Annotated in this window: 22 protein-coding genes; 11 read left to right on the top strand and 11 right to left on the bottom strand. The window is 73.5% G+C overall.

All coding sequences use genetic code 11. From position 1 onward, the window contains the following. Positions 1 to 90: 90 nt before the first annotated feature. The 4 genes from ACFV3R_RS24800 to ACFV3R_RS24785 form a co-directional block, all read right to left on the bottom strand. On the bottom strand, positions 91 to 1,428 hold the full coding sequence (locus ACFV3R_RS24800) for an FAD-binding oxidoreductase (protein ID WP_385587177.1): 1,338 nt from the start codon (positions 1,426 to 1,428) through the stop codon (positions 91 to 93). Between the two features lie 290 nt (positions 1,429 to 1,718). Then, positions 1,719 to 3,731 carry a helix-turn-helix domain-containing protein gene (locus tag ACFV3R_RS24795; protein ID WP_385587174.1) on the bottom strand — a complete coding sequence of 671 codons (2,013 nt, stop codon included), beginning with the start codon at positions 3,729 to 3,731 and terminating at the stop codon, positions 1,719 to 1,721. 95 nt (positions 3,732 to 3,826) lie between these two features. Next, the gene (locus ACFV3R_RS24790; RefSeq protein ID WP_385587261.1) at positions 3,827 to 4,117 is read right to left on the bottom strand and encodes a UTRA domain-containing protein; all 291 of its coding nucleotides are present in this window, start codon (positions 4,115 to 4,117) and stop codon (positions 3,827 to 3,829) included. Positions 4,118 to 4,185: 68 nt separating this feature from the next. Continuing rightward, on the bottom strand, positions 4,186 to 4,425 hold the full coding sequence (locus ACFV3R_RS24785; protein ID WP_385587171.1) for a helix-turn-helix domain-containing protein: 240 nt from the start codon (positions 4,423 to 4,425) through the stop codon (positions 4,186 to 4,188). Positions 4,426 to 4,681: 256 nt separating this feature from the next. Here ACFV3R_RS24785 and ACFV3R_RS24780 point away from each other — a divergent pair, with 256 nt between their 5' ends. After that, positions 4,682 to 5,503, top strand: a complete 822-nt coding sequence (locus tag ACFV3R_RS24780; protein ID WP_385587168.1) for an alpha/beta fold hydrolase — start codon at positions 4,682 to 4,684, stop codon at positions 5,501 to 5,503. Between the two features lie 43 nt (positions 5,504 to 5,546). Here ACFV3R_RS24780 and ACFV3R_RS24775 read toward each other — a convergent pair whose 3' ends face one another. Beyond that, positions 5,547 to 6,461 carry an alpha/beta hydrolase gene (locus tag ACFV3R_RS24775; RefSeq protein ID WP_385587165.1) on the bottom strand — a complete coding sequence of 305 codons (915 nt, stop codon included), beginning with the start codon at positions 6,459 to 6,461 and terminating at the stop codon, positions 5,547 to 5,549. 285 nt (positions 6,462 to 6,746) lie between these two features. Between ACFV3R_RS24775 and ACFV3R_RS24770 the strand changes: the two genes are divergently transcribed. The 7 genes from ACFV3R_RS24770 (at position 6,747) to ACFV3R_RS24740 (ending at position 15,804) form a co-directional block, all read left to right on the top strand. Next, positions 6,747 to 7,547, top strand: coding sequence for a response regulator transcription factor (locus tag ACFV3R_RS24770; protein WP_385587162.1), 801 nt, complete (start codon positions 6,747 to 6,749; stop codon positions 7,545 to 7,547). Between the two features lie 23 nt (positions 7,548 to 7,570). Continuing rightward, positions 7,571 to 8,596, top strand: coding sequence for a LacI family DNA-binding transcriptional regulator (locus ACFV3R_RS24765; protein ID WP_385587159.1), 1,026 nt, complete (start codon positions 7,571 to 7,573; stop codon positions 8,594 to 8,596). Between the two features lie 121 nt (positions 8,597 to 8,717). After that, positions 8,718 to 10,076, top strand: coding sequence for a S1C family serine protease (locus ACFV3R_RS24760; protein ID WP_385587156.1), 1,359 nt, complete (start codon positions 8,718 to 8,720; stop codon positions 10,074 to 10,076). 161 nt (positions 10,077 to 10,237) lie between these two features. Next, positions 10,238 to 10,978 (top strand): response regulator transcription factor, encoded by a 741-nt coding sequence (locus tag ACFV3R_RS24755; protein ID WP_385587153.1) that lies wholly within the window; start codon positions 10,238 to 10,240, stop codon positions 10,976 to 10,978. Positions 10,979 to 11,013: 35 nt separating this feature from the next. Next, positions 11,014 to 12,609 carry a sensor histidine kinase gene (locus tag ACFV3R_RS24750; protein ID WP_385587258.1) on the top strand — a complete coding sequence of 532 codons (1,596 nt, stop codon included), beginning with the start codon at positions 11,014 to 11,016 and terminating at the stop codon, positions 12,607 to 12,609. A gap of 280 nt (positions 12,610 to 12,889) precedes the next feature. Further along, the gene (gene gndA, locus ACFV3R_RS24745; protein WP_385587151.1) at positions 12,890 to 14,371 is read left to right on the top strand and encodes an NADP-dependent phosphogluconate dehydrogenase; all 1,482 of its coding nucleotides are present in this window, start codon (positions 12,890 to 12,892) and stop codon (positions 14,369 to 14,371) included. A gap of 389 nt (positions 14,372 to 14,760) precedes the next feature. Continuing rightward, positions 14,761 to 15,804, top strand: coding sequence for a D-alanyl-D-alanine carboxypeptidase family protein (locus ACFV3R_RS24740; protein WP_385587148.1), 1,044 nt, complete (start codon positions 14,761 to 14,763; stop codon positions 15,802 to 15,804). Between the two features lie 200 nt (positions 15,805 to 16,004). Here ACFV3R_RS24740 and ACFV3R_RS24735 read toward each other — a convergent pair whose 3' ends face one another. From ACFV3R_RS24735 to ACFV3R_RS24725, 3 genes are read right to left on the bottom strand one after another with little or no spacing between them, the layout of a single operon-like run. Then, a complete protein-coding gene (locus ACFV3R_RS24735; RefSeq protein ID WP_385587145.1) occupies positions 16,005 to 16,277 on the bottom strand; it encodes a DUF3500 domain-containing protein in 273 nt (90 codons plus the stop codon). Continuing rightward, a complete protein-coding gene (locus ACFV3R_RS24730; protein WP_385587142.1) occupies positions 16,241 to 16,444 on the bottom strand; it encodes a DUF397 domain-containing protein in 204 nt (67 codons plus the stop codon). Before ACFV3R_RS24730 ends, ACFV3R_RS24735 begins: the two co-directional genes overlap by 37 nt. After that, complete coding sequence (locus tag ACFV3R_RS24725) at positions 16,441 to 17,259, bottom strand: helix-turn-helix domain-containing protein (RefSeq protein ID WP_385587139.1); 819 nt, start codon at positions 17,257 to 17,259, stop codon at positions 16,441 to 16,443. The genes ACFV3R_RS24730 and ACFV3R_RS24725 overlap by 4 nt, the downstream gene beginning before the upstream one ends. Positions 17,260 to 17,502: 243 nt before the next feature. Here ACFV3R_RS24725 and ACFV3R_RS24720 point away from each other — a divergent pair, with 243 nt between their 5' ends. Continuing rightward, entirely contained in the window at positions 17,503 to 17,943 is a 441-nt protein-coding gene (locus tag ACFV3R_RS24720; protein WP_385587136.1) for an ATP-binding protein, read from the top strand. Between the two features lie 81 nt (positions 17,944 to 18,024). On the opposite strand, the gene ACFV3R_RS24715 is transcribed toward ACFV3R_RS24720, so the two are convergent. Both ACFV3R_RS24715 and ACFV3R_RS24710 read right to left on the bottom strand, forming a co-directional pair. Beyond that, on the bottom strand, positions 18,025 to 18,765 hold the full coding sequence (locus ACFV3R_RS24715) for a class I SAM-dependent methyltransferase (protein WP_385587134.1): 741 nt from the start codon (positions 18,763 to 18,765) through the stop codon (positions 18,025 to 18,027). A 288-nt stretch (positions 18,766 to 19,053) separates the two neighbouring features. Then, positions 19,054 to 20,361 carry a helix-turn-helix domain-containing protein gene (locus ACFV3R_RS24710; RefSeq protein WP_385587131.1) on the bottom strand — a complete coding sequence of 436 codons (1,308 nt, stop codon included), beginning with the start codon at positions 20,359 to 20,361 and terminating at the stop codon, positions 19,054 to 19,056. Positions 20,362 to 20,569: 208 nt separating this feature from the next. Here ACFV3R_RS24710 and ACFV3R_RS24705 point away from each other — a divergent pair, with 208 nt between their 5' ends. Then, positions 20,570 to 21,046: an ATP-binding protein gene (locus ACFV3R_RS24705; RefSeq protein WP_385587128.1), complete on the top strand. Its 477-nt coding sequence runs from the start codon at positions 20,570 to 20,572 to the stop codon at positions 21,044 to 21,046. A 72-nt stretch (positions 21,047 to 21,118) separates the two neighbouring features. Here ACFV3R_RS24705 and ACFV3R_RS24700 read toward each other — a convergent pair whose 3' ends face one another. After that, the gene (locus tag ACFV3R_RS24700; protein WP_385587125.1) at positions 21,119 to 22,435 is read right to left on the bottom strand and encodes a DUF2993 domain-containing protein; all 1,317 of its coding nucleotides are present in this window, start codon (positions 22,433 to 22,435) and stop codon (positions 21,119 to 21,121) included. Positions 22,436 to 22,902: 467 nt separating this feature from the next. On the opposite strand from ACFV3R_RS24700, the gene ACFV3R_RS24695 reads away from it, so the two are divergent. Beyond that, a complete protein-coding gene (locus ACFV3R_RS24695; protein WP_385587122.1) occupies positions 22,903 to 23,757 on the top strand; it encodes an NAD(P)H-binding protein in 855 nt (284 codons plus the stop codon). The last annotated feature ends 45 nt before the right edge of the window (positions 23,758 to 23,802 follow it).

The raw sequence follows: 23,802 nt of genomic DNA, 5'->3' as shown, positions 1-23,802 counted from the left end.
ACCCCGTCACCTGACCGCTCCCGGGGCGCTCCGGTGACGGCGACCGGGGTCCGAGCCGTGAGCTGTCCGTCGCGTCCGGTCGCGGGGCCGTCAGAGCTTCGGCTCGCCGATCGCCTTGCCCGGGTTGAACAGGCCCAGCGGGTCCAGGGACGCCTTCACCGCGTGCTGCATCGCGCAGACCTCCGGGCCCAGTTCGCGTTCCATGCCGTCCCGCTTGAGCAGGCCCACGCCGTGTTCACCGGTGACCGTGCCGCCGAGGTCGACGGCGGCCGTCAGCAGTTCCTCGAAGGCCGCCTGCGCCGCCGCCCGGGCCGCCTCGTCGCCGGGCGGGGTGATCAGCAGCGGGTGGAGGTTGCCGTCCCCGGCGTGCGCGATGGTGGCGATGTGCACCCCGTGCCGGGTGCCGATCTCCTCGGTGCGGGCCAGCATCTCGGGCACCGCGGAACGCGGGACGCACACGTCCTCCGTCAGCACCGGCCCCAGCCGCTCCAACGCGGGGTAGGCCAGCCGGCGCGCCTCGAAGAGGGCCTCCGCCTCGACCGGGTCGGTGGAGCGCTCCGCCCACAGCGCGCCCGCTTCCTCGAACGCCGCGGCGACGGCGGCGGCCTCCGCCACGCCCGCCTCACCGGGCCCGTCGACCCGGGCCAGCAGCAGCGCCGCCGCCTCCGCGTCGATGCCCAGGTGCTTCCACTCCTCGACCGCGCTCAGGCACGAGCGGTCCAGCAGCTCCAGCGCGGCGGGCTGGAGGCCGCGGGCGGTGCACAGCGCCACCGCCCGCCCCGCGGCGACCAGCCCGTCGAACGCGCCGACGACCGTGTGCGGTTGGTCGCGGGGCGCGGGGCGCAGCCGCAGCGTGATCTCGGTGACGACGCCCAGCGTCCCCTCCGAGCCGACGTACAGGCCGGTGAGGTCGTAGCCGCTGACGCCCTTGGTGGTGCGGCGGCCCAGGCGGACGACGGTGCCGTACTCGCCGGCGGGGCCGCCCGTGACCACCTCAAGGCCCAGGACGTAGTCGCGGGTCACGCCGTACTTCAGGCAGCACAGGCCGCCCGCGTTGGTGGCGACGTTGCCGCCGATCGTCGACCAGGGGGCGCTGGCCGGGTCCGGCGGGTACCACAGGCCGTGCTCGGCGACGGCGGCCTTGAGGTCGTTGTTGACGACGCCGGGCTGCACGACCGCCAGCAGGTTCTCCGGGTCGACGCTCAGCACCCGGTTCATCCGGGAGAGGTCCAGGACGAGGCAGTCGTCGACCGCGTTGGCGCCCCCGGACAGGCCCGTCCCGGCGCCACGCGGCACCACCGGGACCGCCAGCCGCGCACAGGCCCGGACCGCCGCGCTCACCTCCTGCGTGGACCCGGCCCGCAACGCGGCCAGCGGGCGGCCCACCGGTGCCCACTCGGCGTCGTCCGCGGCCAGTGCGGCCAGCACGTCGGGGTCGGTGACCAGGGTGCTCTCCGGCAGGGCCCGGGCCAGTTCCGCCAGCGTGCGGTCACGGGCCTCGGGGGTGATCTCGGTGGGGGTGATGACGGCCTCCTGTCCTCCCGGCGGACGCTAGTCGCGGATCGCGGGGCCCGGAACGGAGGAAGGGCACTGCCCGACGCGGTCGGGGTGTGGTGAACCTCCATGGGGACGGGTGCCACGACCGGGGCGAGGTCCGCGGCGGCGGGAGCCTGGGCGGGTGCCGTCAACCGTCCGGGCCGGGTCAGCCGCCCAGACGGTCAGCCGCCCGGGCCGGTGCCGTCGGGTCTGCCCGCGCCTGCTCCGGCCTCCGACGACTTCCCCGGCCCCTCCCCGGGCCCGCCCTCCGCGACCTCGTGGGCCAGGCGGTGCAGCCGCAGCGCCAGCTGGACCTCCAGCGCCCGGTCGCCCTCGCGCCAGTCGGCGCCGAGGAGACCGGCGATGCGGTCCAGCCGCTGGTAGAGGGTGTTGGGGTGGATGCGCAGGGCGTTCGCGGTGGCGGCGTGCCGCCGGCCGCCGGAGAGGAAGGCGTCCGCGGTCGGGGCCAGCTCGGTGCCGCGCTCGGTGTCGTGGGCCAGCAGCGGGCCGACGGCGGCGGCCACGTAACGCCGGGCGTCGGCCCGGCCCGCGGTGGAGAGCAGCAGCCGGTAGGGGCCCAGTTCGGCGGGGGAGGCGCAGCCGCCGTCGCGGTCCAGCGCCCGCAGCACGTCCAGGCAGGCGCGGGCCGAGTCGTAGGCGTCGGCGAGCGCGGCGGCCCCGGTGGCCGGCCCGTCCAGCCCGGCGGTGACCCCCGTGGGCAGGACGCACGCCCGGACGGTGTCCGGCGGGGCGGCGAGCACGGCGACGGTCCGCCCCAGCACCTGGCCGACCAGCCCGCCGTGCGCCTCGGCAAGCTCCGCCAGGCGTTCCCGCACCCGGCCCGCGGCCTCCTCCGGCGGGTCGAGCACCGCGACCGTGTGCGGCGCGGTCACGTCCAGGCCCGCCGGCCGGGCGCGGCGGGCGAAGGCCGCGGTGTCCGTCACGCGGCGGGTCGCCAACTGCTCCAGCACCTCCGAGGCGTTGCGCCGCTCGGCGTCCGCCACCGCCCGCCCGGCCGAGGCCACCAGCGCCAGGGTCAGCGCGCCCCGCTCCAGCAGCCGGACCCGGCCCTCCGGCGGCTCCGGACCGTCCTGCCCCAGCCTGACCTGGAGGGCGCCGAAGTAGGAGTCGGCGGAGGCCACCGGCACGGTGACCAGGTCCGCGTCGAACCGGGTGACCCGGTCGCCGGGGCGGCGGAAGACCTGTGAGGGCGGGCGTCCCGCCACCTCCTCGCCCCTCAGGGCCTCCCCGCCGTCCAGGGCGCGGCCGTCACGGGCGGAGACGACGGGACGGTCCCGGGCGTCGAGGAAGGTGACCGGTGCCTCCAGCACCCCCGAGAGCCCGGCGACGACCTCCCCGACCCCGCCGCCGCGCAGCGCCGCCCGCAGCAGCCGGTCGTGCAGGGCGATGGCCCGGTCCATGTGGTCGACGTGGCGGCGCAGCCGGTCGTTGAGGTCGGCCAGCCCCGTGGCGGCGCGGCGCTGCTCCTCGATGAGGCGGGCGTTGGCGATGGCCACCGCGGCGAAGGACGCCAGTGAGGAGAGCAGCGAGGTCTCGCCGCCGGTGAAGGTGCGCACCGCGCGCTGGGCGACCATCAGCACCCCGATGGCCTCACCGCGCAGCCGCAGCGGTGCCCCCAGGATGGTGCGCAGTCCCTCGGCGCGCGCCACCTCGTCCACGTCCGCGACGTGCGCCAGGCCCACGTCGGCAAGGTAGTCGGGGCTCTGCACCGGTTCGCCGCGGGCCATGACCCGCCCGGCCAGTCCGCTGTCGGGCAGCAGCACCACGCCGCGCAGCTGCGGGCCGGTCGAACCGTCGGTCACCTCGATGGTCATCGCCCCGTCCGGGCCCACCAGCGCCAGGTAGGCGACGTCCACGTCCAGCAGCCGCCTCGCCTGCTCGACGGTGTCCTGGAGCAGCGCCCCCAACTCCCGGGTGCCGGACAGCCGCAGGGCCAGGTCGTTGAGCGCCGCCAGCTCCCCGGCGCGCTGCCGCCGCTCCCGCAGCAGCGATCGCAACCGCTCCGCCCGCAACGCCTCGGCCGCCACCGCGGCCCGCTCCGCCTCGTCCCCGGCCCGCCCGGCCTCCCGCCGCCGGAACTCCTCCAGCGCGTCACCGTCCGCGTCGGCGAGCAGCAGCGCCAGCCAGGAGGCGGCGGGGTCGGCGCTCTCGCCGGACGGCTGCGGTGGGGTCACCTGCCCATCCTGCCGGGTGGGGCGGGGGTGGTGGGGGAGCGGGGCGGGGCGAGGGCCGGTGTGCCGGGCGATCCGGCACCGGCGGACCGGGTCGGTCACGGCTGGGCGGGCGGCTCCAGATCCACCTCGTGGTCGACGACCGTGGCGTCGGCCCGCCGGACGATGGGGTGGGCGAGTTCCACGACGCGTCCGTCCTCGGCGATGTGCCGGCGGGTGAACCGTAGAACCGGCACGGCACGTCCGAGACGCAGAGCCTCGGCCTCAGCCGGTGTCGGCATCCCACCGGTCAGCGACTCGGTGACGCGCACCAGTCGAAAGCCGAGGGACTCCGTCTGCGCACGGGTGCCGCAGGGCCACGGCTCGGATGCCGGCCCGGGAACCGGCATGGCTGCTCGCCGAGCGCCCTGTCTGATGCGGGCGGCGTCGGGGCGCGCCACCCCAGAAGCCTGTGGGATCACCGCCCCTGTGGCATCCCCGCCTCCTGGTCCGCCACCAGCAGTTCGTCCGCCGCCCTGCGGCGTTCCGCGTCGTCGCGTCGCCTGTAGGCCAGGAGCGAGGAGGCACTGATCCTCAGGTCACCGTCCTCACCCTGGTGCTCGATCTCCCCCGCCTGGAGGAGGCCGGCCACGAAGCGCTGCGAGGCGTTCAGGGCGTCGGCGGCCTGCGGGAGGGTGAGTTCTGCGGCAGCGGACATGTCGGTCTCCGGAGGCGAGTGGTGTGCAAGAGCCGGCCTCAGTCTCGGCGAGACCGTCGCCGGATGCAGGTGGAGCGGCAACGGCGCGGGCCGGTCCCACCCCTGCGGGTGAAGTGTTCCCGGCCACCCTGGACGAACCCCCCACCCGCCCCGCCCCACACCGGAGGTTCCCTCCCTCCCCGGGCGCCGCGGGCGCCGATAGCGTGCGCTCCCGCCGGCCGGTCGCCGGGCGGGTGCCGAGGCGAAGGAGTCGCACATGCCGAGCTTCACCACCGGGGACGGGGTGCGGCTGCACCACCTCGACGAGGGGGACCCGCAGGGGCGGCCCGTGGTGCTGGTCGCCGGGTTCCGGGCGAGCGCGGCGGGCTGGCTGTACCAGCGGCGGGCGCTGAGCCGGGCCGGCTACCGGGTGCTCTCGCTGGACCGGCGCTCGCACGGCGCCTCGCAGGACCCGCAGACCGGGCACACCATGGCGCGGCACGGCACGGACCTCGCGGAGTTCCTCACGGCGCTCGACCTGCGGGGCGCGCTGCTGTTCGGCTCCTCGATGGGGACGTCCACCATCTGGTCCTGCCTCGCGCAGCACGGCGAGGACCGCATCGGCGGTGTGGTGGGGCTGGACCAGACGCCGCGGATGCTGGCCGCCGAGGACTGGCCGTACGGCTTCTACGGCTACACCGAGGAGGTCCGCGACACCTTCTTCGCCACCTCGATCCCGCACACCGGCCGCGGCGGCACGGGCCCGCTGCGCACCGCCGCCCTGGTGGCGCGGCTGCTGCGGGCCGAGGGGGTGCGGTTCGCGGCGTCCCGGCGCGGCGCGCTGCCGCCGCACGCCCTGGAGCTGCTGCACGACCACGCGGTGGCGGACTGGCGCGCGGTGGTCGCCGCCACGGGGGTGCCCCACCTGCTGGTGGCCGCGCGCCGCAGCGAGCTGTGGCCCTGCGGGCACGCCGGGGCCGCGGCGGCCGGCAACCCGCGGGTGCGCGCCGCGGTCGTCGAGGACTGCGGCCACGTCATGCACCTGGACCGGCCGCGGGCGGTCAACCGGCTCCTGCTGGACTTCGCCCGGAGCCTGTGAGCACCGCACGCCAGGAGCGGTGAAGCCCGCCGGGCGGGGCTTCTCAGCCGCCCGCCCAGTCCGCGATGCGCTCCAGCAGGGCGGGGTCGGCGGCGTTCTCCGCGTGGCCGAAGCCCGCCTCCAGCCACAGTTCGGCCCGCCCGGGTTCCGCCGCGGCCAGCAGGGAGCGCGGGTGGTCCAGCGGGAAGTACGGGTCGCGGTCGCCGTGGACGACCAGGAGCGGGCGGGGCGCGATCAGGGGGACGGACTCGACGGGGGAGAGCGGCACCGGGTCCCAGTCCTCGGTGTGGATGCGGGTCCGCAGCCCCCACCGGGAGACGAGGCGGCCGGCGGGGCGGGTCACGGCCCAGTGCACGCGGCGCATCGGGGCGGTGCCGCGGTAGTACCAGCGGGCGGGCGCGCTCACCGCGACCACGGCGTCGGCGTGGGCGCCCGCGTGCTCGGGGTCGGTGGCCTCCGGCTGGTAGAGGGCTGCGTGGCGCAGCACCACCGAGCCGCCCATGGAGAAGCCGACGGTCACCACACGGGGAGCGGTGCCGGGGCTGTGGTCGCGGGTGCGGGCCAGGCAGCGGGCCCACCGGACCGCCGCGGCCAGGTCCCAGACCTCGCGGTCGCCGACGGTGGAGCGTCCGCCGGAGCGGCCGTGGCCGCGGAAGGAGAAGGTGACGACGGGTGCGTGGCGGGCCAGGACCGCGGCGGCGCGGAGCAGCGCCGGGCGTTCGAGTGACCCCGTGAAGCCGTGCGCGAGGACGAATATCAGTGGCGGCGCGGGAGCCGGGACGGCCGGCGCGGGCCGGTCGGCGGCGGGCGCGGAGGCGCTGGTCGGAGGCGGTGTGCGGGGGGTGAAGGCGGCCTCGATGCGTACGCCGTCCTCCGTCAGCAGCAACGCACGGTGAACACCCGACGTGAGCGAGGAGACACAAGAGGCGGTTCCGGGACCCTCTACCTGGGAAGCCATGTCGGCTATTCTGCTGACCACAAGGACTCGGGCAGCGTAGCCCCCGGGTCCTTTCGTGCTTTCAGCCGCGTGTGAGCGCGGATGAGCGCACCGGTGCTCCAGGGCGCGGGCACCACCGTACGAAGCAGTGCCGCACTCTCCACCCAGGTTCGCCCCTGGGCGGTTGCCCCCACGCCGGGACCGAGGAGGAACCAAAGCAATGGGCGAGCGAAGCGCGCATGACAAACCGGACGGGTCCACGACTTCCCTGACGAGCACGGTGAGCCGGACGCGGGGTGGTCGCCGGTGAGCTCTCTGCTGCTGCTGACCAACGCACTCCAGCCCTCCACCGAGGTCCTCCCCGCCCTCGGCCTCCTGCTGCACAGCGTGCGGGTGGCCCCGGCCGAGGGGCCCGCCCTCGTCGACACCCCCGGCGCCGACGTCATACTGGTCGACGGCCGCCGCGACCTGCCGCAGGTCCGCTCCCTGTGCCAGCTGCTGCGCTCCACCGGGCCCGGGTGCCCGCTGATCCTCGTCGTCACCGAGGGCGGCCTGGCCGCGGTCACCGCGGACTGGGGCGTGGACGACGTCCTGCTGGACACCGCGGGCCCCGCCGAGGTCGAGGCGCGGCTGCGGCTGGCCACCGGCCGCCGGCAGATCACCGACGACAGCCCCATGGAGATCCGCAACGGCGACCTCAGCGTCGACGAGGCCACCTACAGCGCCAAGCTCAAGGGCCGCGTGCTGGACCTGACCTTCAAGGAGTTCGAGCTGCTGAAGTACCTCGCCCAGCACCCCGGGCGGGTCTTCACCAGGGCGCAGCTCCTCCAGGAGGTGTGGGGCTACGACTACTTCGGCGGCACCCGCACCGTCGACGTCCACGTCCGGCGGCTCCGCGCCAAGCTGGGCCCCGAGCACGAGTCGCTGATCGGCACGGTCCGCAACGTCGGCTACCGCTTCGTGGTGCCGGAGAAGTCCGAGCGGGAGAAGGCCGAGCGCGAGGAGGCCAAGGCCGGTGGGCCGGGCGGCGCAGGGCCCGGCGCGGAGGCCGCCGGGCAGCCCCAGGTCAACGCGGAGGAGCCGGCGGGCAGGCCCGTCCCGCGGTGAGGTGACCCGCGTAGACTGCGCGGGTGGCAAAGGTGACTCGGGATGACGTGGCGAAGCTCGCGGGGACGTCCACCGCGGTCGTCAGCTACGTCATCAACAACGGACCCCGGCCGGTCGCCCCGGCCACGCGCGAGCGTGTGCTGGCCGCGATCAAGGAGCTCGGCTACCGGCCGGACCGGGTCGCCCAGGCCATGGCCTCGCGCCGCACCGACCTGATAGGGCTGATCGTCCCCGACAGCCGCCAGCCGTTCTTCGCCGAGATGGCGCACGCCGTGGAACAGGCCGCCTCCGAGCGCGGCAAGATGGTGCTGGTCGGCAACGCCGACTACCACGACGAGCGTGAGGCGCACTACCTGCGGGCCTTCCTCGGCATGCGGGTCGCCGGCCTGATCCTGATCAGCCAGGGTCCGGGCGAGCTGGCGGTCGCCGAGATAGACGCCTGGGACGCCCAGGTCGTGCTGATGCACAGCCGGCCCGAGGCGATCGACGACGTCTCGGTCATGACCGACGATGTCGGCGGCGCCCAACTGGCCACCCGCCACCTGCTGGAGCACGGCCACCCCTACGTCGCCTTCCTCGGCGGCACCCGGGAGACGCCCACCTCGGGCGACCCGGTCACCGACCACGTCGAGGGGTGGCGGCGCGCCATGGCGGAGGCCGGCCGGCTCACCGAGGGCCGCTACTTCCACGCCGCCTACAACCGCTACGACGCCTACCAGGCCGCCATGACGCTGCTGGCCGGCCCCGACCGGCCGCCGGCCATCATGTGCGCCACCGACGACCAGGCCGTGGGCGTGCTGCGCGCCGCCCGCGAGCTGCGCATCGACGTCCCCGGCGAGCTGGCGGTCGCCGGGTTCGACGACATCAAGGAAGCGGCTCTCACCGACCCGCCGCTGACCACCGTCGCCTCCGACCGGGAGGCCATGGCGCGTGCCGCCGTCGACCTGGTCCTGGACGAGTCGATGCGCGTCGTCGGCTCGCGCCGCGAGCGGCTGCGGCAGTTCCCCTCCCGGCTGGTGGTCCGGCGCTCCTGCGGATGCCGCGGATGACACCGGGGCGCGGCGCGAGGACGGTGGCCGCGGCGGGCCGCGCCCACCGCACGGCGACTTCTTCTCCGCCTCTCAGGACGTTCTCAGCGTCGTCTCATGAAGGCCGAGCACAGTCACAGACATGACCGACATCCACCGCCGTAGCGGCGAAGACAGCCTTTCGTCCACCGGGAGTTCCCAGCCGTACGCCGGCCAGGCATACGGTCAGCAGCCCGACCCCGAGCAGGCCGGCAGGCCGGGCGGCGTGATTCCGCCGCCGCCCCCGCCGGACCCCACCCAGCCGCTGCCGACCTACGCGGGTGCCACCGGGCAGCCGCCGGCCCACCCGGGTGAGCCCGGCGCCGACCGCCCCACCCTCGCGGGGGGCGCCCCCTACGCCGGGTTCGGCGACGAGGGGGTCGGCGGCCACCCCGCGGCCGGCGCGGGCCACGTCGAAGGCGGTACGCCGTACACCGGAGGCCCCGGCTTCGGCGGCCCCGGCGGAGGGTTTCCCCCGGCCCCCGGAGCACCGGGCGACGGCGCGGCCCCCCGGCGCCGCGCCCGCCGGCCGATCGCTCTGATCGCCGCCGTGGCCGTCGCCTCCGGCCTCATCGGCGGCGGCAGCGCGGCCCTCATCGCCGGCGCCACCCGCCAGGACGACGGCACGATCTCCACCCCGGTGGTCAACGCGGGCTCCACCACTTCCGGCGGCGGGGTCTCGGCGGTGGCCAAGACGGTCAGCCCGTCGATCGTCGAGATCCAGGCCACCACCTCCGAGGGTGAGTCCACCGGCTCCGGCGTGATCATCACCAAGAGCGGTGAGATCGTCACCAACAACCACGTGGTCTCCGGAGCCCGGACGGTCAAGATCAGCCTGAGCGACGGCAGCAGCAAGACCGCCAAGGTCGTCGGCACCGACCCCGACAAGGACCTCGCCCTGGTCAAGGTGCAGGGAAGCACCGACGGCCTCAAGCCCGCCTCCCTCGGCAACTCCTCGGCCCTGGCCGTCGGCGACCCGGTCGTCGCCATCGGCTCCCCCGAGGGCCTGACCGGCTCGGTGACCAGCGGCATCGTCTCCGCCCTCAACCGCGACGTGACGGTGCCCAAGAGCGAGGGCCAGTCGCAGACACCCCAGTACGGCAACGGCGGCCAGGGCTTCGGCGGCGGTCAGGGCCAGGGCGGCCAGGGCGACGGACAGGGCGGCCTCCCCTGGCCGTTCGAGTTCGGCGGCAACCAGTACAACGGCGACACCGGCTCGTCCAAGACGACCTACAAGGCCATCCAGACCGACGCCTCCCTCAACCCCGGCAACTCCGGCGGCGCGCTGCTCAACCTCCAGGGCCAGGTCGTGGGCATCAACTCCGCGATGTACTCGCCCAGTTCCAGCAGCGGCAGCAGCGACTCCAGCTCGGCCGGCAGCGTCGGCCTCGGCTTCGCCATACCGGTCAACACCGTCAAGGCCGACCTCGCCCACCTGCGCGACGGCGGCGAGAACGCCTGACCCGGCCCCCTCGCGGGCGTCGGCCCTCGGGTCCTGCGGTGCTCCCCCACCGCGGGGCCGGAGAGCCGGCGCCCGCCGACCGTCGTGCGAGGCTGGGGCCGGCACCCCCGACCGGCCGCCGGCCCGCCGACGCGCCCTTCACCACGAGGTAGTCAGTCACCATGAGCATCGCCGAGCACGGTGAGCACCCCGCCCGCATCCTGATCGTCGACGACGAGCCCGCCGTCCGCGAGGCGCTCCGCCGCTCGCTGGCCTTCGAGGGCTACGAGACGCGGGAGGCCGTCGACGGTCTGGACGCGGTGGAGAAGGTCGCCGGGTTCCACCCGGAACTCATCGTCCTGGACGTGCTCATGCCGCGCATGGACGGCCTCACCGCCGCCCGCCGGCTGCGCTCGCGCGGCGTGACGGTGCCCATCTTGATGCTCACCGCCCGCGACACCGTCGGCGACCGCGTCACCGGGCTCGACGCCGGCGCCGACGACTACCTCGTCAAGCCCTTCGAGCTCGACGAACTCCTCGCCCGCATCCGCGCGTTGCTCCGCCGCAGCTCCTACGCCGCCGCGGCGGCGGCCGAACAGGTCGTGGACGGCGACTGGCTCGCCTTCGCCGACCTGCGGATGAACCTCGCCACCCGTGAGGTGCTGCGCGGCGAGCGGGCCGTGGAGCTGACCCGCACCGAGTTCACCCTGCTGGAGATGTTCCTGGCCCACCCCCGCCAGGTCCTCACCCGCGAGCAGATCCTCAAGGCGGTCTGGGGCTTCGACTTCGAACCCAGCTCCAACTCCCTGGACGTCTACGTCATGTACCTGCGCCGCAAGACCGAGGCAGGTGGGGAGCCGCGGCTGGTGCACACCGTGCGCGGCGTCGGCTATGTGCTGCGGACCGAGGGCGGCGCCGAGTGAACCTGTGGCGACGGCTGGCGCACCGCTACCAGCAGATGCCGCTCCGCTCGCGCCTGGCGATGCTGACCGCCGCGGCGGTGGCCATCGCGGTGGCGTTGTGCGCCGCGGCGTCCTGGGCGATCGTCCGGGACCAGCTCAACGAGCAGCTGGACTCCTCACTGCGCGCCAGCAGCCCCGAGACCGCCTACCTCCAGCTCCAGGGCCAGGCGTGCAGTGGTGACGCCTCGGCCGGCGCCCAGCTGAGCCGGTTCCCGCCCACCACCTACACCGTCCAGCTCGTCTCCCAGGGCGGCGACGTCTGCACCTCCCAGGGGAAGTCGCCGATCCCCGCCACCGCGGCGGACAAGGCGGTGGCGCAGGGCGTGGTGCGGAGCGTCCTGCACACCGCCCGCGCGCAGGACGGCCGGGAGATGCGGGTGTGGACCCAGCGGTACCAGGTCGCCGGGGGCCACGTCACGGCGTCCCTGGCCACCCCGACGGACCAGGTGGACCGCCCCCTCGACCAGCTCGCCCTCATCCTCCTCATCGTCGCCGGGGTCGGCGTGCTGTGCGCCGCCACCACCGGGCTGTGGGTGGCGCAGGCCGGGCTGCGGCCGGTGGACCGGCTCGCGGAGGCCGTGGAGCACGTCGCCCGCACCGAGGACCTGGGGCTGCGCATCCCCGTCGAGGGGGAGGACGAGATCGCCCGGCTCTCCCGCTCCTTCAACGCCATGACGGCGGCACTGGCCTCCTCCCGCGACCTCCAGCAGCAGCTCATCGCCGACGCGGGGCACGAGCTGCGGACCCCGCTGACGTCCATGCGCACCAACATCGACCTGCTGGTGCGCATAGAGCAGTCCGGCCGGCAGATCCCCGCCGAGGAGAAGAAGGCGCTGCTGGACTCGGTCAAGGCGCAGATGGTGGAGCTCGCCACCCTCATCGGCGACCTCCAGGAGCTCTCCCGCACCCCCGGAGCCGGCCAGGGCGGACACGCCGGGGTCGTCGCCCTGCACGAGACGGTCCGCACCGCCCTGCGCCGCGCCCGGCTGCGCGGCCCGCACCTCGACGTGGTCGACGAGCTCGACGACTGGTACGTGCTGGCCGAGCCGGCGGCCCTGGAGCGGGCGGTGGTCAACCTGCTCGACAACGCGGTGAAGTTCAGCCCCGAGGGCGGCACCGTGGAGGTCCGTCTGCGCCAGGGCGTGCTCACCGTCCGCGACCACGGCCCCGGCATCCCCGCCGAGGACCTGCCGCACGTCTTCGAACGGTTCTGGCGTTCCCCGTCCGCCCGCAGCCTGCCCGGCAGCGGCCTGGGCCTGTCCATCGTGGCCCGCACCGTCGCGCAGGCCGGCGGCACCGTCCGGCTGCGGGCGGCGGAGGGCGGCGGCACCGAGGCCGTCGTCCAGCTGCCGGGTGCGCCGACCCCGCCACCGCAGGACGTGCCGCGGGACGTGCCGCAGGGCACCGGGCCCGCCGCACAGGCCGGCCCCGGGGAGCCGCCGCCGAGCGAGGGCCCGCGCCCCCGAGCGGATCGCGCGGACCGAGCCGATCGCACGGATCGCACGGATCGCAGGGATCGCGCGGACGGAACGGACGGTGTGGACGGGGAGCGGGGGCCGGGCGGGGGCGGCGACACCCCGTCGGAGGACTGACCCGCCCCCGGTGCCCGCGCACCGGGGAGCCCGCCCGGCCGCCCCTGAGCCCGTCACACCCCCGCGTCCGTCCCCCTGCCGGGCGGGGGCCGAACAGGCGAAAGGCGACCGGCGCCGCGGGAGGTCTACCGCGGTGGCGTGTGGGAAACGCGACGAAGTGCCATACATGCCCCTTGAGGGGCGAGAAGAACCAGTGGCAACTTCGAGCGGCCCCGAAGCCTGGCAGCGGCCCCGCGCCGCGCGAGGGGTGGGGCCGCCCACGTCAGAGAAGGTGGTGCACATGACCTCCGCGAACCCGGCGGCAGACGGCACGCAGGACGGCGGCACGGCGCAGATCGGGGTGACGGGGCTGGCGGTGATGGGCCGCAACCTGGCCCGGAACTTCGCCCGCAACGGCTACGCCGTGGCCGTCCACAACCGGACCGCCTCCCGCACCCGGGCCCTCGTCGACGAGTTCGGCCACGAGGGACGCTTCCTGCCCGCCGAGTCGCCGGAGGAGTTCGTCGCCTCGCTGGAACGGCCCAGGCGCCTGGTGGTGATGGTCAAGGCGGGCAAGCCGACCGACGCGGTCATCGAGGAGTTCGCGCCGCTGCTCGACGAGGGCGACATCGTCATCGACGCCGGCAACGCCCACTTCGCCGACACCCGGCGGCGCGAGAAGGAGCTGCGCGAGCGCGGCATCCACTTCGTGGGCGCCGGCGTCTCCGGCGGCGAGGAGGGCGCCCTGCACGGGCCCAGCATCATGCCGGGCGGTTCCGCCGAGTCCTACCGGTCGCTCGGCCCGATGCTGGAGGCCGTCGCCGCGAAGGCGCCCGACGACAGCCCCTGCGTCACCCACGTCGGTCCCGACGGCGCGGGCCACTTCGTCAAGATGGTCCACAACGGCATCGAGTACGCCGACATGCAGCTCATCGCCGAGTCCTACGACCTGCTGCGCCACGCGCTGGGCCTGCGGCCCGCCCAGATCGCCGAGGTCTTCCGGACCTGGAACCAGGGGCGGCTGGACTCCTACCTCATCGAGATCACCGCGCAGGTCCTCGCCCACGACGACGCGGCCACCGGCAAGCCGTTCGTCGACGTCGTCCTGGACCAGGCCGAGCAGAAGGGCACCGGCCGCTGGACCGTGCAGACCGCCCTCGACCTCGGCGTGCCCGTCAGCGGCATCGCCGAGGCCGTCTTCGCCCGCTCGGTCTCCGGCCACGCCGACCTGCGCGAGGCCGCCCGCGACCTGCCCGGCCCGACACCCACGACGCTGGACTCGGCGGCCTACGACCGGTTCGCCGACGACGTCGAACAGGCGCTGTACGCCTCAAAGATCGTCGCCTACGCCCAGGGCTTCCACCAGATCGCCGCCGGCAGCGCCGAGTACGGCTGGGACATCGACCAGGGGCAGGTCGCCGCGATCTGGCGCGCCGGCTGCATCATCCGCGCCAAGTTCCTGGACCGCATCCGCGCGGCCTTCGACGCCCGCCCCGACCTGCCGACGCTCCTCATCGACGAGGACTTCTCCCAGGCGCTGCACGACGCCCAGAGCGCCTGGCGCCGCGTGGTGTCCACGGCCGCCGAACTCGGCATCCCCACCCCGGGGTTCTCCGCCGCGCTGGCCTACTACGACAGCCTGCGCGCCGAGCGGCTGCCGGCCGCCCTCGTCCAGGGGCAGCGCGACTACTTCGGGGCCCACACCTACCACCGCACCGACCGGGAGGGCGCTTTCCACACCCTGTGGGCGGAGGACGGGCGCGCCGAGGAGCCGGCGGGCTGACCGTAGGCGAGGCGGACGGCGTACGGTTCCCGGGTGCCGTCGCGGCGCGGCTGCGGCGGCACCCGGGGCGGCCGGACAGAGGCGGACGAACGGGCAGAAGGGCGCAGACAAACAGGCAGAAGGACGAGGTGGGCGCCCCGTCGGGCGCACAAGCGGACGAACACCCTCAACCCGGACTTCCCGTCACCTGAGGGAGGCGCGGCATCGCCCACCGTGACATGACGTCACGAGCCCCACAGGTCACGGGCACAACATCTCCACGGCGGCGCGCGCTGTTACGCGGCTATGACACGACCGCCTTGACGGTCACTGTCATCGCCCAAGTAGGTTCGGTATAAACCGAGTTTCTACTACCCGCCGGCGTCCCCGCGCCGGGAGGAGGGACGCCCATGGGAGCCCACGCACGCCCCAACCGCATCCACCGCGCCGGAGTCCGGATCGCCACGGTCGCGCTGGTCGGCGCCGCCATGCCGCTCACCGCGGCCGGCCTCGCCCAGGCGGCCACCGTCACGCACTCCGTCGACGACACCGACCAGCAGGCCGGCAGCACCACGACGGCCGACCAGGGCACGCAGACCCAGACTGCCCAGGCGAAGCAGGCCGCTGTCAACAACCAGGCCGCCGCCGACTCGCAGGACCAGGCCGGTCCTGAGATCAACGCCACCCACGCCTTCCTGCTCGACGCCCGTGACGGCAGCCAGGAGCGCGAGATGTGGGCCGGGTCCCAGGCCGACGACAGCGTGCCGATGGCCAGCACCACCAAGATCATGACGGCCCTGGTGGTGCTCAAGCACCCGGAGTGGCTGAACCGGCAGATCCAGGTCAAGCAGGCCTACCGGGACTACGTCCAGGCGGCGGGCGGCAGCACCGCCGACCTCCAGACCGGTGACACGCTGACCGCCGAGCAGCTCCTGCACGCCATGCTGCTCCCCTCCGGTGCCGACGCCGCCATGGCCCTGGCCGACAGCTTCGGCAACGGCGACACCCAGGACGCGCGCATCGCCGACTTCGTCAACCAGATGAACGAGGAGGCGCGGCAGCTCAACCTGACGGGTACGCACTACGACACCTTCGACGGCATCTCGCACGGCAACAACCACAGCACCGCCCGCGACCTGGCCAAGCTCGGTCAGCGCGCGATGCTCCAGCCGAAGTTCGCCGACATCGTGGGCGAGACCCAGTACAAGACCGAGGCCCCGGCCGCCAACGGCCACACCCGGTACTACACCTGGACCAACACCAACGACCTGCTGACCACCTACGACGGCGCCCTGGGCGTCAAGACCGGCAGCGGCCCCGAGGACGGTTACTGCCTCGTCTTCGCCGCCAAGCGGGACAACCGCACCCTCGTCGGCGCGATCCTCGCGGACCCCGACGCCAAGACCCGCCTCTCCGACGCCACGAAGATGCTGGACTGGGGCTTCGCCCACTGATCCGGCAGCACCTCCGGTGAGCAGCCGGCCCCTTCGGCACTGAGCGTGCACCCACGCACCGTGCCCGGCACTGCAGGCCCCCGCCCCGTCCCCACCCCCAAGGAGGACGAGCGGGGGCCTACCGCGTGCCTGCGGACTTCAGCGGGTGACCGGCGCCCGGTGTCGGTCCGGCGACCGGGGCCCTCCCGTGGGCGGTGGTGTCACCGGTGGTGCGGCGACGTGGCGTAGTGCTGGCGCAGCAGCTCCCTGTCGTAGTCGTTGCCGTTGGGCGTGCGGATGACGGAGTGGACGTGCTTCTGGGTCGGCCCGTCGGCCCGGGACGCCCCGTAAGCGCCACCCAGCGGCCCCGCTGCCTGGCAGTCGACCTCAACCCAGACGACCGGGCTGTGTATGAGGCCCCACGAGGTGGCACACGGCTCCGAGGGGCCCAGACGGCTCAGTCTCCGGCGGCGTGCGTGAGGAAGTCGGCCCACGCGGTAGCGGTGAAGCTCAGCCGCGGGCCGTCGGCCTTCTTGGAGTCCCGGACGAGGACGGTGAGGGGGGATGGGGCGACTTCTACGCAGTCGGGCCCCTCGTTACTGCTGTAGGTGCTCTTCCTCCAGGAGGCTTCAGCGACTGTCCCGGTAGACGTGTCGGTCATGTCTCTTCCAGTACTTTCTCGATGAAGGCCAGTGACTCTCTGGGGGAAAGAGCCTGCGATCGGATGATCCCATAACGTAGTTCGACGCTTCGGACCACTTTCGGGTCTGCTGTCAAGTGGCTGGACATCTGCCCTTCCGATTGTCCCAGGGTGCGCCCGTCAGGGAGCTTGAGCACGCGAAGTTCACCACCCATCCCCGCGTGGTCTTCGCAGAGGGTAGGCATGACCTGCACCTCCACGTGACGCAACCGGGCCACCTCGACGAGGCGTGAAAGTTGTCGGCGGAAGATCGATTTGCCACCGAGCGGCCGCCTCAAGGTCACCTCTTCCAGCACGAACGTGAGGGTGGGCATCGGCTCGCGCTGGAAGATCGTCTGGCGGGCCATCCGGGCCGCCACATGTCGACTGACCTCATCCGTCGAGTAGGCGGGGCGCCGCATTTCGAAGAGCGCCCGTGTGTAGTCCTCGGTTTGCAACAGGCCCGGCAAGTTGTGGTTGCAGTACGCCCCCAACTCGACGACCCTGGCCTCCAGTTTGGCCAGGTCCCGCACCTTCTTGGGGTACCGGGTCTCCTCCACGTCCTTTTTCATGGCGGCGATCCGGCCGCCCGCTCCGAGCACCTCGTCCGCGCGGTCCAGGAACTCCGGTCGTGGGATGCGCTTGCCGGACTCGATCTTGTAGATCAGGTTCTCGCCGTAACCGAGCGCCTTGCCCAGTTCGGCGGGGCGGAGGCCGGCGGCCTCCCGCCAGAGCCGTACCTGGCGTCCCACCGCCGCGAGGACCGCTCCGGAGTCGTCCGTCGGGTCGACATCCACGTCCGCCTCCGCCGGGTCCGTCTGCCTGGTTCCGGGGGCGCGAGGTGACGTCTCCCGTCCCGGGTGCCTGCTGCCGTCTCCATCCATCCCTGCCTCCTCCACTGGCCTCCCCCTGTCCAAGGCCCGTGGCCGAGAGAGGTCACGTGGACCCTGTGGACAGTTCCTGACCACCTCTGGACAAGTCACTCGGAGTACTGGTCCGGTCACTGTTCAACGTAGAGGGGTGGGGAGAGGGTCGGTGGTGTGAACCGAGAAACCACCCACCGGCGAGCGTCCGCGCAGCCGGTGCCCCCTGCCCGCCAGTTCCGCGTCCAGCTCTCCGCCACCCGCAGAGGGGCGCGGCTGGCCCGGTTGCTGGCCGTCGAGCAACTGCGAGCCTGGCGGCTGCCGTTCGGGACGGTTGCGCAGGTGGTCGCGGAGCTGGCTGCGAACGCCGTCACGCACGGGCATGTGCCGGGGCGGGACTTCCGGCTCCTGATGGTGGTCCGGGCCGGCGTGTTGCGGGTGGAGGTGGTGGACGCGCGGGGGGCGCGGATGCCGGTGGTGCAGCCGTTGCCGGACGGGGAGTCGGGGCGGGGGCTGGTGCTGGTCGACGCCCTGTCCGACCGGTGGGGCGCGCACCCGGGCCCGGCGCCCTGCAAGACGGTGTGGGCCGAGTTCGCGCTGCCGTTGCGTGAGGGGTGAGGAGGGAGGCGCGAGGCGGTCTGGTGGTCCTCAGTCCTGGCTCGGCTGCGGCGTTCCGGCCAGGTAGGCCGGTGGCGTGTGTCAGGCGGAGCCCTCCGGCCGACGGAACAGTGCCGTGTACAGGAAGGGCTCACCGAAGAAAGGGGAGTCCGCGGGTTCGTCGCGCATTCGGCGAATCTCGATGGTCACCAGGTCCGAGAAAATCCAGCCCAGGGATTCGGGCGTGTAGGCGAGGCCCCCGTGAAGACGGGACTGGCGGTAGAAGTCGGCATCGGAAAGTTCCGAACCCATCGCGCCGGACGCGAAACAGGAGAGGGAGAAATGCCCTCCTGGGATCAGAAGGCGATCGAGGAGGTGGAGGTAGCTGATGCGGCGGTGCGGCGGTAGATGGTGGAAGCAGCCGGAGTCGTGAATCAGGTCGTAGGGGCCGTCGAAGTCAGCGGCGGGTAAGGCGAAGGCGTCGCCGCAGTGGAAGTGGACGTCGGCCCCGGCTTCACGGGCACGTTCCCGAGCCCATTCGATCGCCGCAGGGGACAGGTCGACGGCGTCCACGGTGAAGCCCTTGGAGGCGAGGTACAGGGCGTTGCGGCCCGGCCCGGAGCCCAGATCCAGAGCGCGTCCGGGGGTGATCAGACCACGGTCGATGGAGGAGACCAGGTTTTCGTCCGGCTTGTCGACAAAGAAGGGAACCGGCCTCGAACGATTTGCGTAAAAGGCGTCCCACCACGAGGCCGCACCGCTCGACCAACGGTCGGCATCCGGGGCGAACAGGCTGTCCATAAGGCTGAGCACATCGTCCACGCTGCGAACGTTCCTGTCCATGCAGATGCTCCCTCGCTGTGGTGCACACAACGTAGAGGCGAACGAAGTAGAACGCCAGTGGAGTGGATGCGGGGAAAAGCTGTCCTTTGGTGTGTGATGAGTTCTCAGGAGGCCAGGGACGGTTCCTCTTGCAGGTGGTGCCGGAAGAGATCCGTCACCCCCGTGGCGGGCGTCAGAGGGCGTTTTCGGAAGCGCACGTAGGTGCGTTTCCGTAACGTCTGCCGTCGGCGCTGCCCGGTCCGTGCAGAGATGAGCGGCCCGCACGGACGTACAAGAGCAGCGCGTATCTCAGGCTTCCACCCGTCGGACGAGGTCGGCAGCCCGGGGGTCGGGAACGCGGGAGAGACGGGCCTGCATGTCGGTGCGTGCCTCGTCCACCTTGACGGAGCGCACACCGGCGGCCGTGGTGAGGAAGGAGTCCCAGGAGGTGAGGGCCGCTTCGGTGTCACCCCGGCGGAGGTGAAGGGCGGCCAGGTCGGCAAGGACGATGGCACGGGTGCGACGACGGTCCAGGCCGTGGATGTCCAGTGCCAGCCGGAGGTGTTCCTCCGCCGCGTCGAGGTCACCGAGTCGGGCGTGGATGAGGCCGGATTCGTGGGCCCACCGCCCCGGACTGTAGTGGGCCGCCCAGGACGCGCCGGGGGTGGCAGGTGCCCGGTCGATGGCCTGCTCGGACCGGCGTAGGGCCCGGGTGGCTGTGGGAGCGTCGCGGTCGTGTGCCGCGGCGTTGGCCAGCGTCGCCTGGTAGTACGCCGTGGCGCGGGGGTCGTCGAGTGCTTTCGCATGGGCCACGCAGGCTTCTGACAGACGCAGGGCAGCACCGTGGTGACCGAGCGCGAGTGCCTGTACGGCCAGACCGCGCAGCGCCGTGGCGGCGGTCTCGGCGTCACCGGCCTCCGACGCCAGCCGGTAGGAGTGGCCGTAATAGCGCTGGGCGAGGCCCTGGTGGCCTTCGTCGGCGGCCATCCAGCCGGCCAGGTGCGCCAGTTCCGCGGTTGCGGCGTACAGGGCGCGGCCTGTGGCGGCCGTGTACTTTCCCTCAAGCCAGGGTGCGACATCGGTCGCGAGGTAGCGCACTGCCAGATGGCGGGCGTGTCCACCACCGTGCTCGGCGGCAGCGTCGCCCAGCGCCGTGGTCATGGCGCGCACGGCGTCCACTTCACCGCGCCCCACGGTGGCCCTTCCGCGAGCAGTCGCGGTGCGGCGGGTGAGGGCTTCGGGGTCGGGGAGAGCCAACACGCTCAAGGCGTAGGCGCCGGTTGCTACGAACGCTCGTCGGTCCACGTCGCTCCTCGCCAACTCGATCACCGAGGTCACGGTATCGCCGGTAGTCGTTGGACCGGGGGGAGTCATGCGTCCGCGCGGTACGTGCGCCACCTGGTCCAGGTCCAGTTCGAGGACCTCGACGAGGTGGGCCAACCAGTACCGGGGCACGCGTGTGCCCTGCTCCCAGCGTCTGACGGCCTTGCCGTCGAGACGGTCGGGGCCGCCTCCCTCTGCCATGCCCAGTTCGCGGGCCAGGCGCACCTTGGTCCAGCCCCGGCGCTCGCGGGCGGCCTGGATCAGATCTCCGAGGGCGGTGGTTCCGTTGGGCATGTGCACTCCCGGAGAGCGACCGGTGCAGGGCCTCGGCCGGCCCCCAAAGGGCCCTTTTCGGGCCCCTTATCACTCTAGGTGTTCAGCGGTTGACTGTGTGCCGGTCGACCTCAACCGGCCGACTGCTCGGCCGGACCCACGTCGTCCTCGGTGACATGCCGTTTCCTCGTGAGACCCCGAGCCGCACCCACGGCATCAAGGAGACGACGTGATCAGGGGAGTGACCCAATCGGCTGCGGGAGAGAGGGCCGGACCGGCGGCTGCGTCCGGCGGCGGGTCCCAGTCGCAGCGGACGGCCCGCCAGTTCCGCGTCCAGCTCTCCGCCACCCGCAGAGGGGCGCGGCTGGCCCGGTTGCTGGCCGTCGAGCAACTGCGAGCCTGGCGGCTGCCGTTCGGGACGGTTGCGCAGGTGGTCGCGGAGCTGACTGCGAACGCCGTCACGCACGGGCATGTGCCGGGGCGGGACTTCCGGCTCCTGATGGTGGTCCGGGCCGGCGTGTTGCGGGTGGAGGTGGTGGACGCGCGGGGGGCGCGGATGCCGGTGGTGCAGCCGTTGCCGGACGGGGAGTCGGGGCGGGGGCTGGTGCTGGTCGACGCCCTGTCCGACCGGTGGGGCGCGCACCCGGGCCCGGCGCCCTGCAAGACGGTGTGGGCCGAGTTCGCGCTGCCGTTGCGTGAGGGGTGAGGTGCGAGGGGCCCGCACGGGCAGGGGGCCGGCGTCCTGGCACGCTCGGCGCCCCTGCTGCTCCTTCGGCGGCTACTTCTTCTTCGCCGCGTCCCCGAACGGCAGGTTCTCGCCGGTGAGGTGGGCGTCGATGCCGTTGCGGTGGACGGTGATGCGCTGGATGCGGACGTCGCCGGGGGTGTTCGGGAGCTGGAAGGAGAGGTTCAGCCGGTCGGCGAGCTGGGGCTTGGTGAGGCCCTGTACCGCCCCCAGCACCTTGGGGTCGATGCCGATCTCGGAGAGCAGGGAGGGGTTGTCGGCGACCACGTCGAAGAGGTTGACCTTCATCAGCTTGCCGACGAACTCCGGTGAGCCGGTGAGCCGGTGGAGGGCGGCCTCGCTGCGCTGGGCCTGGTCGATCTGGGACTGCTGGATGCCGGCGCGGTGGGCGATGGCGGGGACGGCGAGCAGCGAGCGGACCTTCTCCGTCTGGCGGCTGACCTCCTTGGCGGCCTTCGGGGTGAGCTGGAGGCCCTCGCCGTGGCCGGTGCCCGGGCGGTAGACGGCCATGTCGCCGATGTCGAGCCGCATCCGGCTGATGTCCAGGGAGACGCCCCGCTCGCCGGAACGGTGTATGCCGGCCACGGCGTGCAGGCCGAGGTGCTGGCCGCCGAGCGGGACCTGGCCCTCCGCCTTGACGGTGTTCGGGCCGAGCTGGCTGAAGCGGACCTGCGAGGCGCCCAGCTCGCGGTTGAGGTCGGCGAAGGAGAGCAGCACGTCGCCGTCGACGGACCGCACCGTGCCGCCCGTGAGGTGCTTGGGCAGATCGCCGTCCAGCTGCACGTCGTGCGCCGTTGCCTGGACCTTGGCCAGCGAGACCCGGTCGGCGGCGAGGTCGGGGACGGTGACGTGCGCCGTGTCGATGCGCTTGTCCAGGAGCTGCGTCAGGAAGGGGAAGCCGTCGATGTCGACCTGGGGGGCCGCCTCCAGATGGAGGGACTTCTGGAGCTGGCCCTCGGCCTTCTTCTCCGCGTAGAGGACGGCGAAGCGGTCGCCGAGTGCCAGGAAGGCGAGGAGGACGACCAGGGCGATGACCGTCTTGAGGAAGCGCGAGAGGTTCTTGAACCAGCGGAACCGCCGGCGGCCCCGGCGCCCGCGGCGGTGGTTGGGCGGCTGCCACTCGTCGTCGCCGGTGTCGCCGTACGCCGTGGTGGACGCGGTGCCGCTCGCGCCCGCCCCGTCGGCGTCCAGGATGCCCAGACCCGCGTCACCGCGGCGCGGGCCGTAGTCCGGCTCGGGGTCGGCCAGTGAGGCGAGGGCCTCGTACGGGTTGCCCGCAGGGCGTCGACCGGTGCCGCCGGAGACGCCCCGGTGACCGGCCGTCGCGCCGGCACCACCCGGCTCGGGCATGGAGGCGTCTCCTCGTGCGCCCGGTACCGGCGTTTGCTGACCGTCTGTCGGTGAAGTCGGTGAATACGACGATATGCGAGTGGAGGAGCGCATCACGCCACCCAACCACGGGGCGACCCCGCCTGCGCAAGTCGTACCGGGGGTACGTGAGGGATGTCGCGGGATGAGGCATTTTTTCTTACGGGCGGGTGAAGAGGTGCGCCGGGTTTGGTGACGGCGGACGTCGCGACGGTGGGTGCGGTGGTGGCCGGGCGTGCGGCGTCCGGGCCAGTGGGACGGGGGCCGGTGGCCCGGCGGGAGGGCGGAGCGGAGGCACTCATCCCGTTCGCGTGACCGCTGGGGCGGGTGGGAAACGCCGGTCGCGGGTGAGAGGGGCCTCATCGCCCCCTGCCGGGAAAGTTTTCGCCGCTCCGGGTGTTGAGGGGGCCAAGTGCCCGTACCGGCAACCTTTTCTCGAAGGGACGCACATGATCGTCATCACGGGAGCGACCGGGAACATCGGACGCGTTCTGGTGGAGCGTCTGCTGGAGCGAGGGGCACCGGTCCGGGCCCTGACGCGTGACCCCGACCGGGCCGGGCTGCCGTCCGGCGCGGAGGTGGTCCGCGCGGACCTGAACGACCCGGCCTCGCTCGCCCCGGCCCTGCGGGGAGCCACCGCCCTCTACCTGAACCTCGCCGCGGGCGGCGCGCAGGGCGGCGTGGCGGCCGTCGAGGCGGCGCGGGCCGCCGGGGTGGGGCGCATCGTGCTCAACTCCTCGATCTCGGTGGTCGAGGAGGGGCCGGACAGCGACAGCTTCATCGCCCGCATGCATGCCGACGTCGAGCAGGCGGTGCGGGAGGCCGGTGTGGAGTGGATGTTCGTGCGGGGCGGGATGTACGCGACCAACGCACTGGGCTGGGCGCCCGGCGTCCGCGCCGGCAGCGTGGTCCGCGGCCCCTACCCCGACGCGGTGGGCGCCCCCGTCCACGAGGCCGACCTGGCCGAGGTGGCCGCGGTCGGCCTGCTGGACGGGACGGGGGAGCACCTGCACACCGCGCCGGTGGTCACCGGACCCGAAGCCGTCACGGTGGCCGAGCAGGTGGCGGCCGTGGGCCGGGCGCTCGGTCGCGAGGTGAGGTTCGAGCAGATCAGCGTCGACGAAGCAGCCGCCGAGATGGCCGGCCCCCACTTCCCCGAGCAGGCGGCCCGCACCCTCCTGGACTACTTCCGGCAGACCGTCGGCACCAAGCCCGTGATCACCGACGAGGTGCGGCGCATCACCGGCCGGCCCGCCCGCACCTTCGAGGAGTGGGCACGCGACCACGCGGCCGACTTCCGCTGAGGTCGCCGGTCCGACGGGGTCGGGTCCGGCACGAGGCGGGCCCGA

The sequence above is a fragment of the Streptomyces sp. NPDC059740 genome (assembly GCF_042733155.1).
Lineage (GTDB): Bacteria > Actinomycetota > Actinomycetes > Streptomycetales > Streptomycetaceae > Streptomyces.
Note: the sequence above shows the minus strand (reverse complement) of the source record. Positions and strands in the feature narration are given on the sequence as shown.

Bases quoted from the DNA above. Each gene is read 5' to 3' on its own strand.
- ACFV3R_RS24785 (WP_385587171.1), bottom strand. From the start codon at position 4,425: ATGTCCGCTGCCGCAGAACTCACCCTCCCGCAGGCCGCCGACGCCCTG.
- ACFV3R_RS24750 (WP_385587258.1), top strand. From the start codon at position 11,014: ATGCCGCTCCGCTCGCGCCTGGCGATGCTGACCGCCGCGGCGGTGGCC.
- ACFV3R_RS24700 (WP_385587125.1), bottom strand. From the start codon at position 22,435: ATGCCCGAGCCGGGTGGTGCCGGCGCGACGGCCGGTCACCGGGGCGTC.
- ACFV3R_RS24740 (WP_385587148.1), top strand. From the start codon at position 14,761: ATGGGAGCCCACGCACGCCCCAACCGCATCCACCGCGCCGGAGTCCGG.
- ACFV3R_RS24755 (WP_385587153.1), top strand. From the start codon at position 10,238: ATGAGCATCGCCGAGCACGGTGAGCACCCCGCCCGCATCCTGATCGTC.
- ACFV3R_RS24695 (WP_385587122.1), top strand. From the start codon at position 22,903: ATGATCGTCATCACGGGAGCGACCGGGAACATCGGACGCGTTCTGGTG.
- ACFV3R_RS24760 (WP_385587156.1), top strand. From the start codon at position 8,718: ATGACCGACATCCACCGCCGTAGCGGCGAAGACAGCCTTTCGTCCACC.
- ACFV3R_RS24715 (WP_385587134.1), bottom strand. From the start codon at position 18,765: ATGGACAGGAACGTTCGCAGCGTGGACGATGTGCTCAGCCTTATGGAC.
- ACFV3R_RS24780 (WP_385587168.1), top strand. From the start codon at position 4,682: ATGCCGAGCTTCACCACCGGGGACGGGGTGCGGCTGCACCACCTCGAC.
- ACFV3R_RS24790 (WP_385587261.1), bottom strand. From the start codon at position 4,117: ATGCCGGTTCCCGGGCCGGCATCCGAGCCGTGGCCCTGCGGCACCCGT.
- ACFV3R_RS24730 (WP_385587142.1), bottom strand. From the start codon at position 16,444: ATGACCGACACGTCTACCGGGACAGTCGCTGAAGCCTCCTGGAGGAAG.
- ACFV3R_RS24775 (WP_385587165.1), bottom strand. From the start codon at position 6,461: ATGGCTTCCCAGGTAGAGGGTCCCGGAACCGCCTCTTGTGTCTCCTCG.
- ACFV3R_RS24710 (WP_385587131.1), bottom strand. From the start codon at position 20,361: ATGCCCAACGGAACCACCGCCCTCGGAGATCTGATCCAGGCCGCCCGC.
- gndA (WP_385587151.1), top strand. From the start codon at position 12,890: ATGACCTCCGCGAACCCGGCGGCAGACGGCACGCAGGACGGCGGCACG.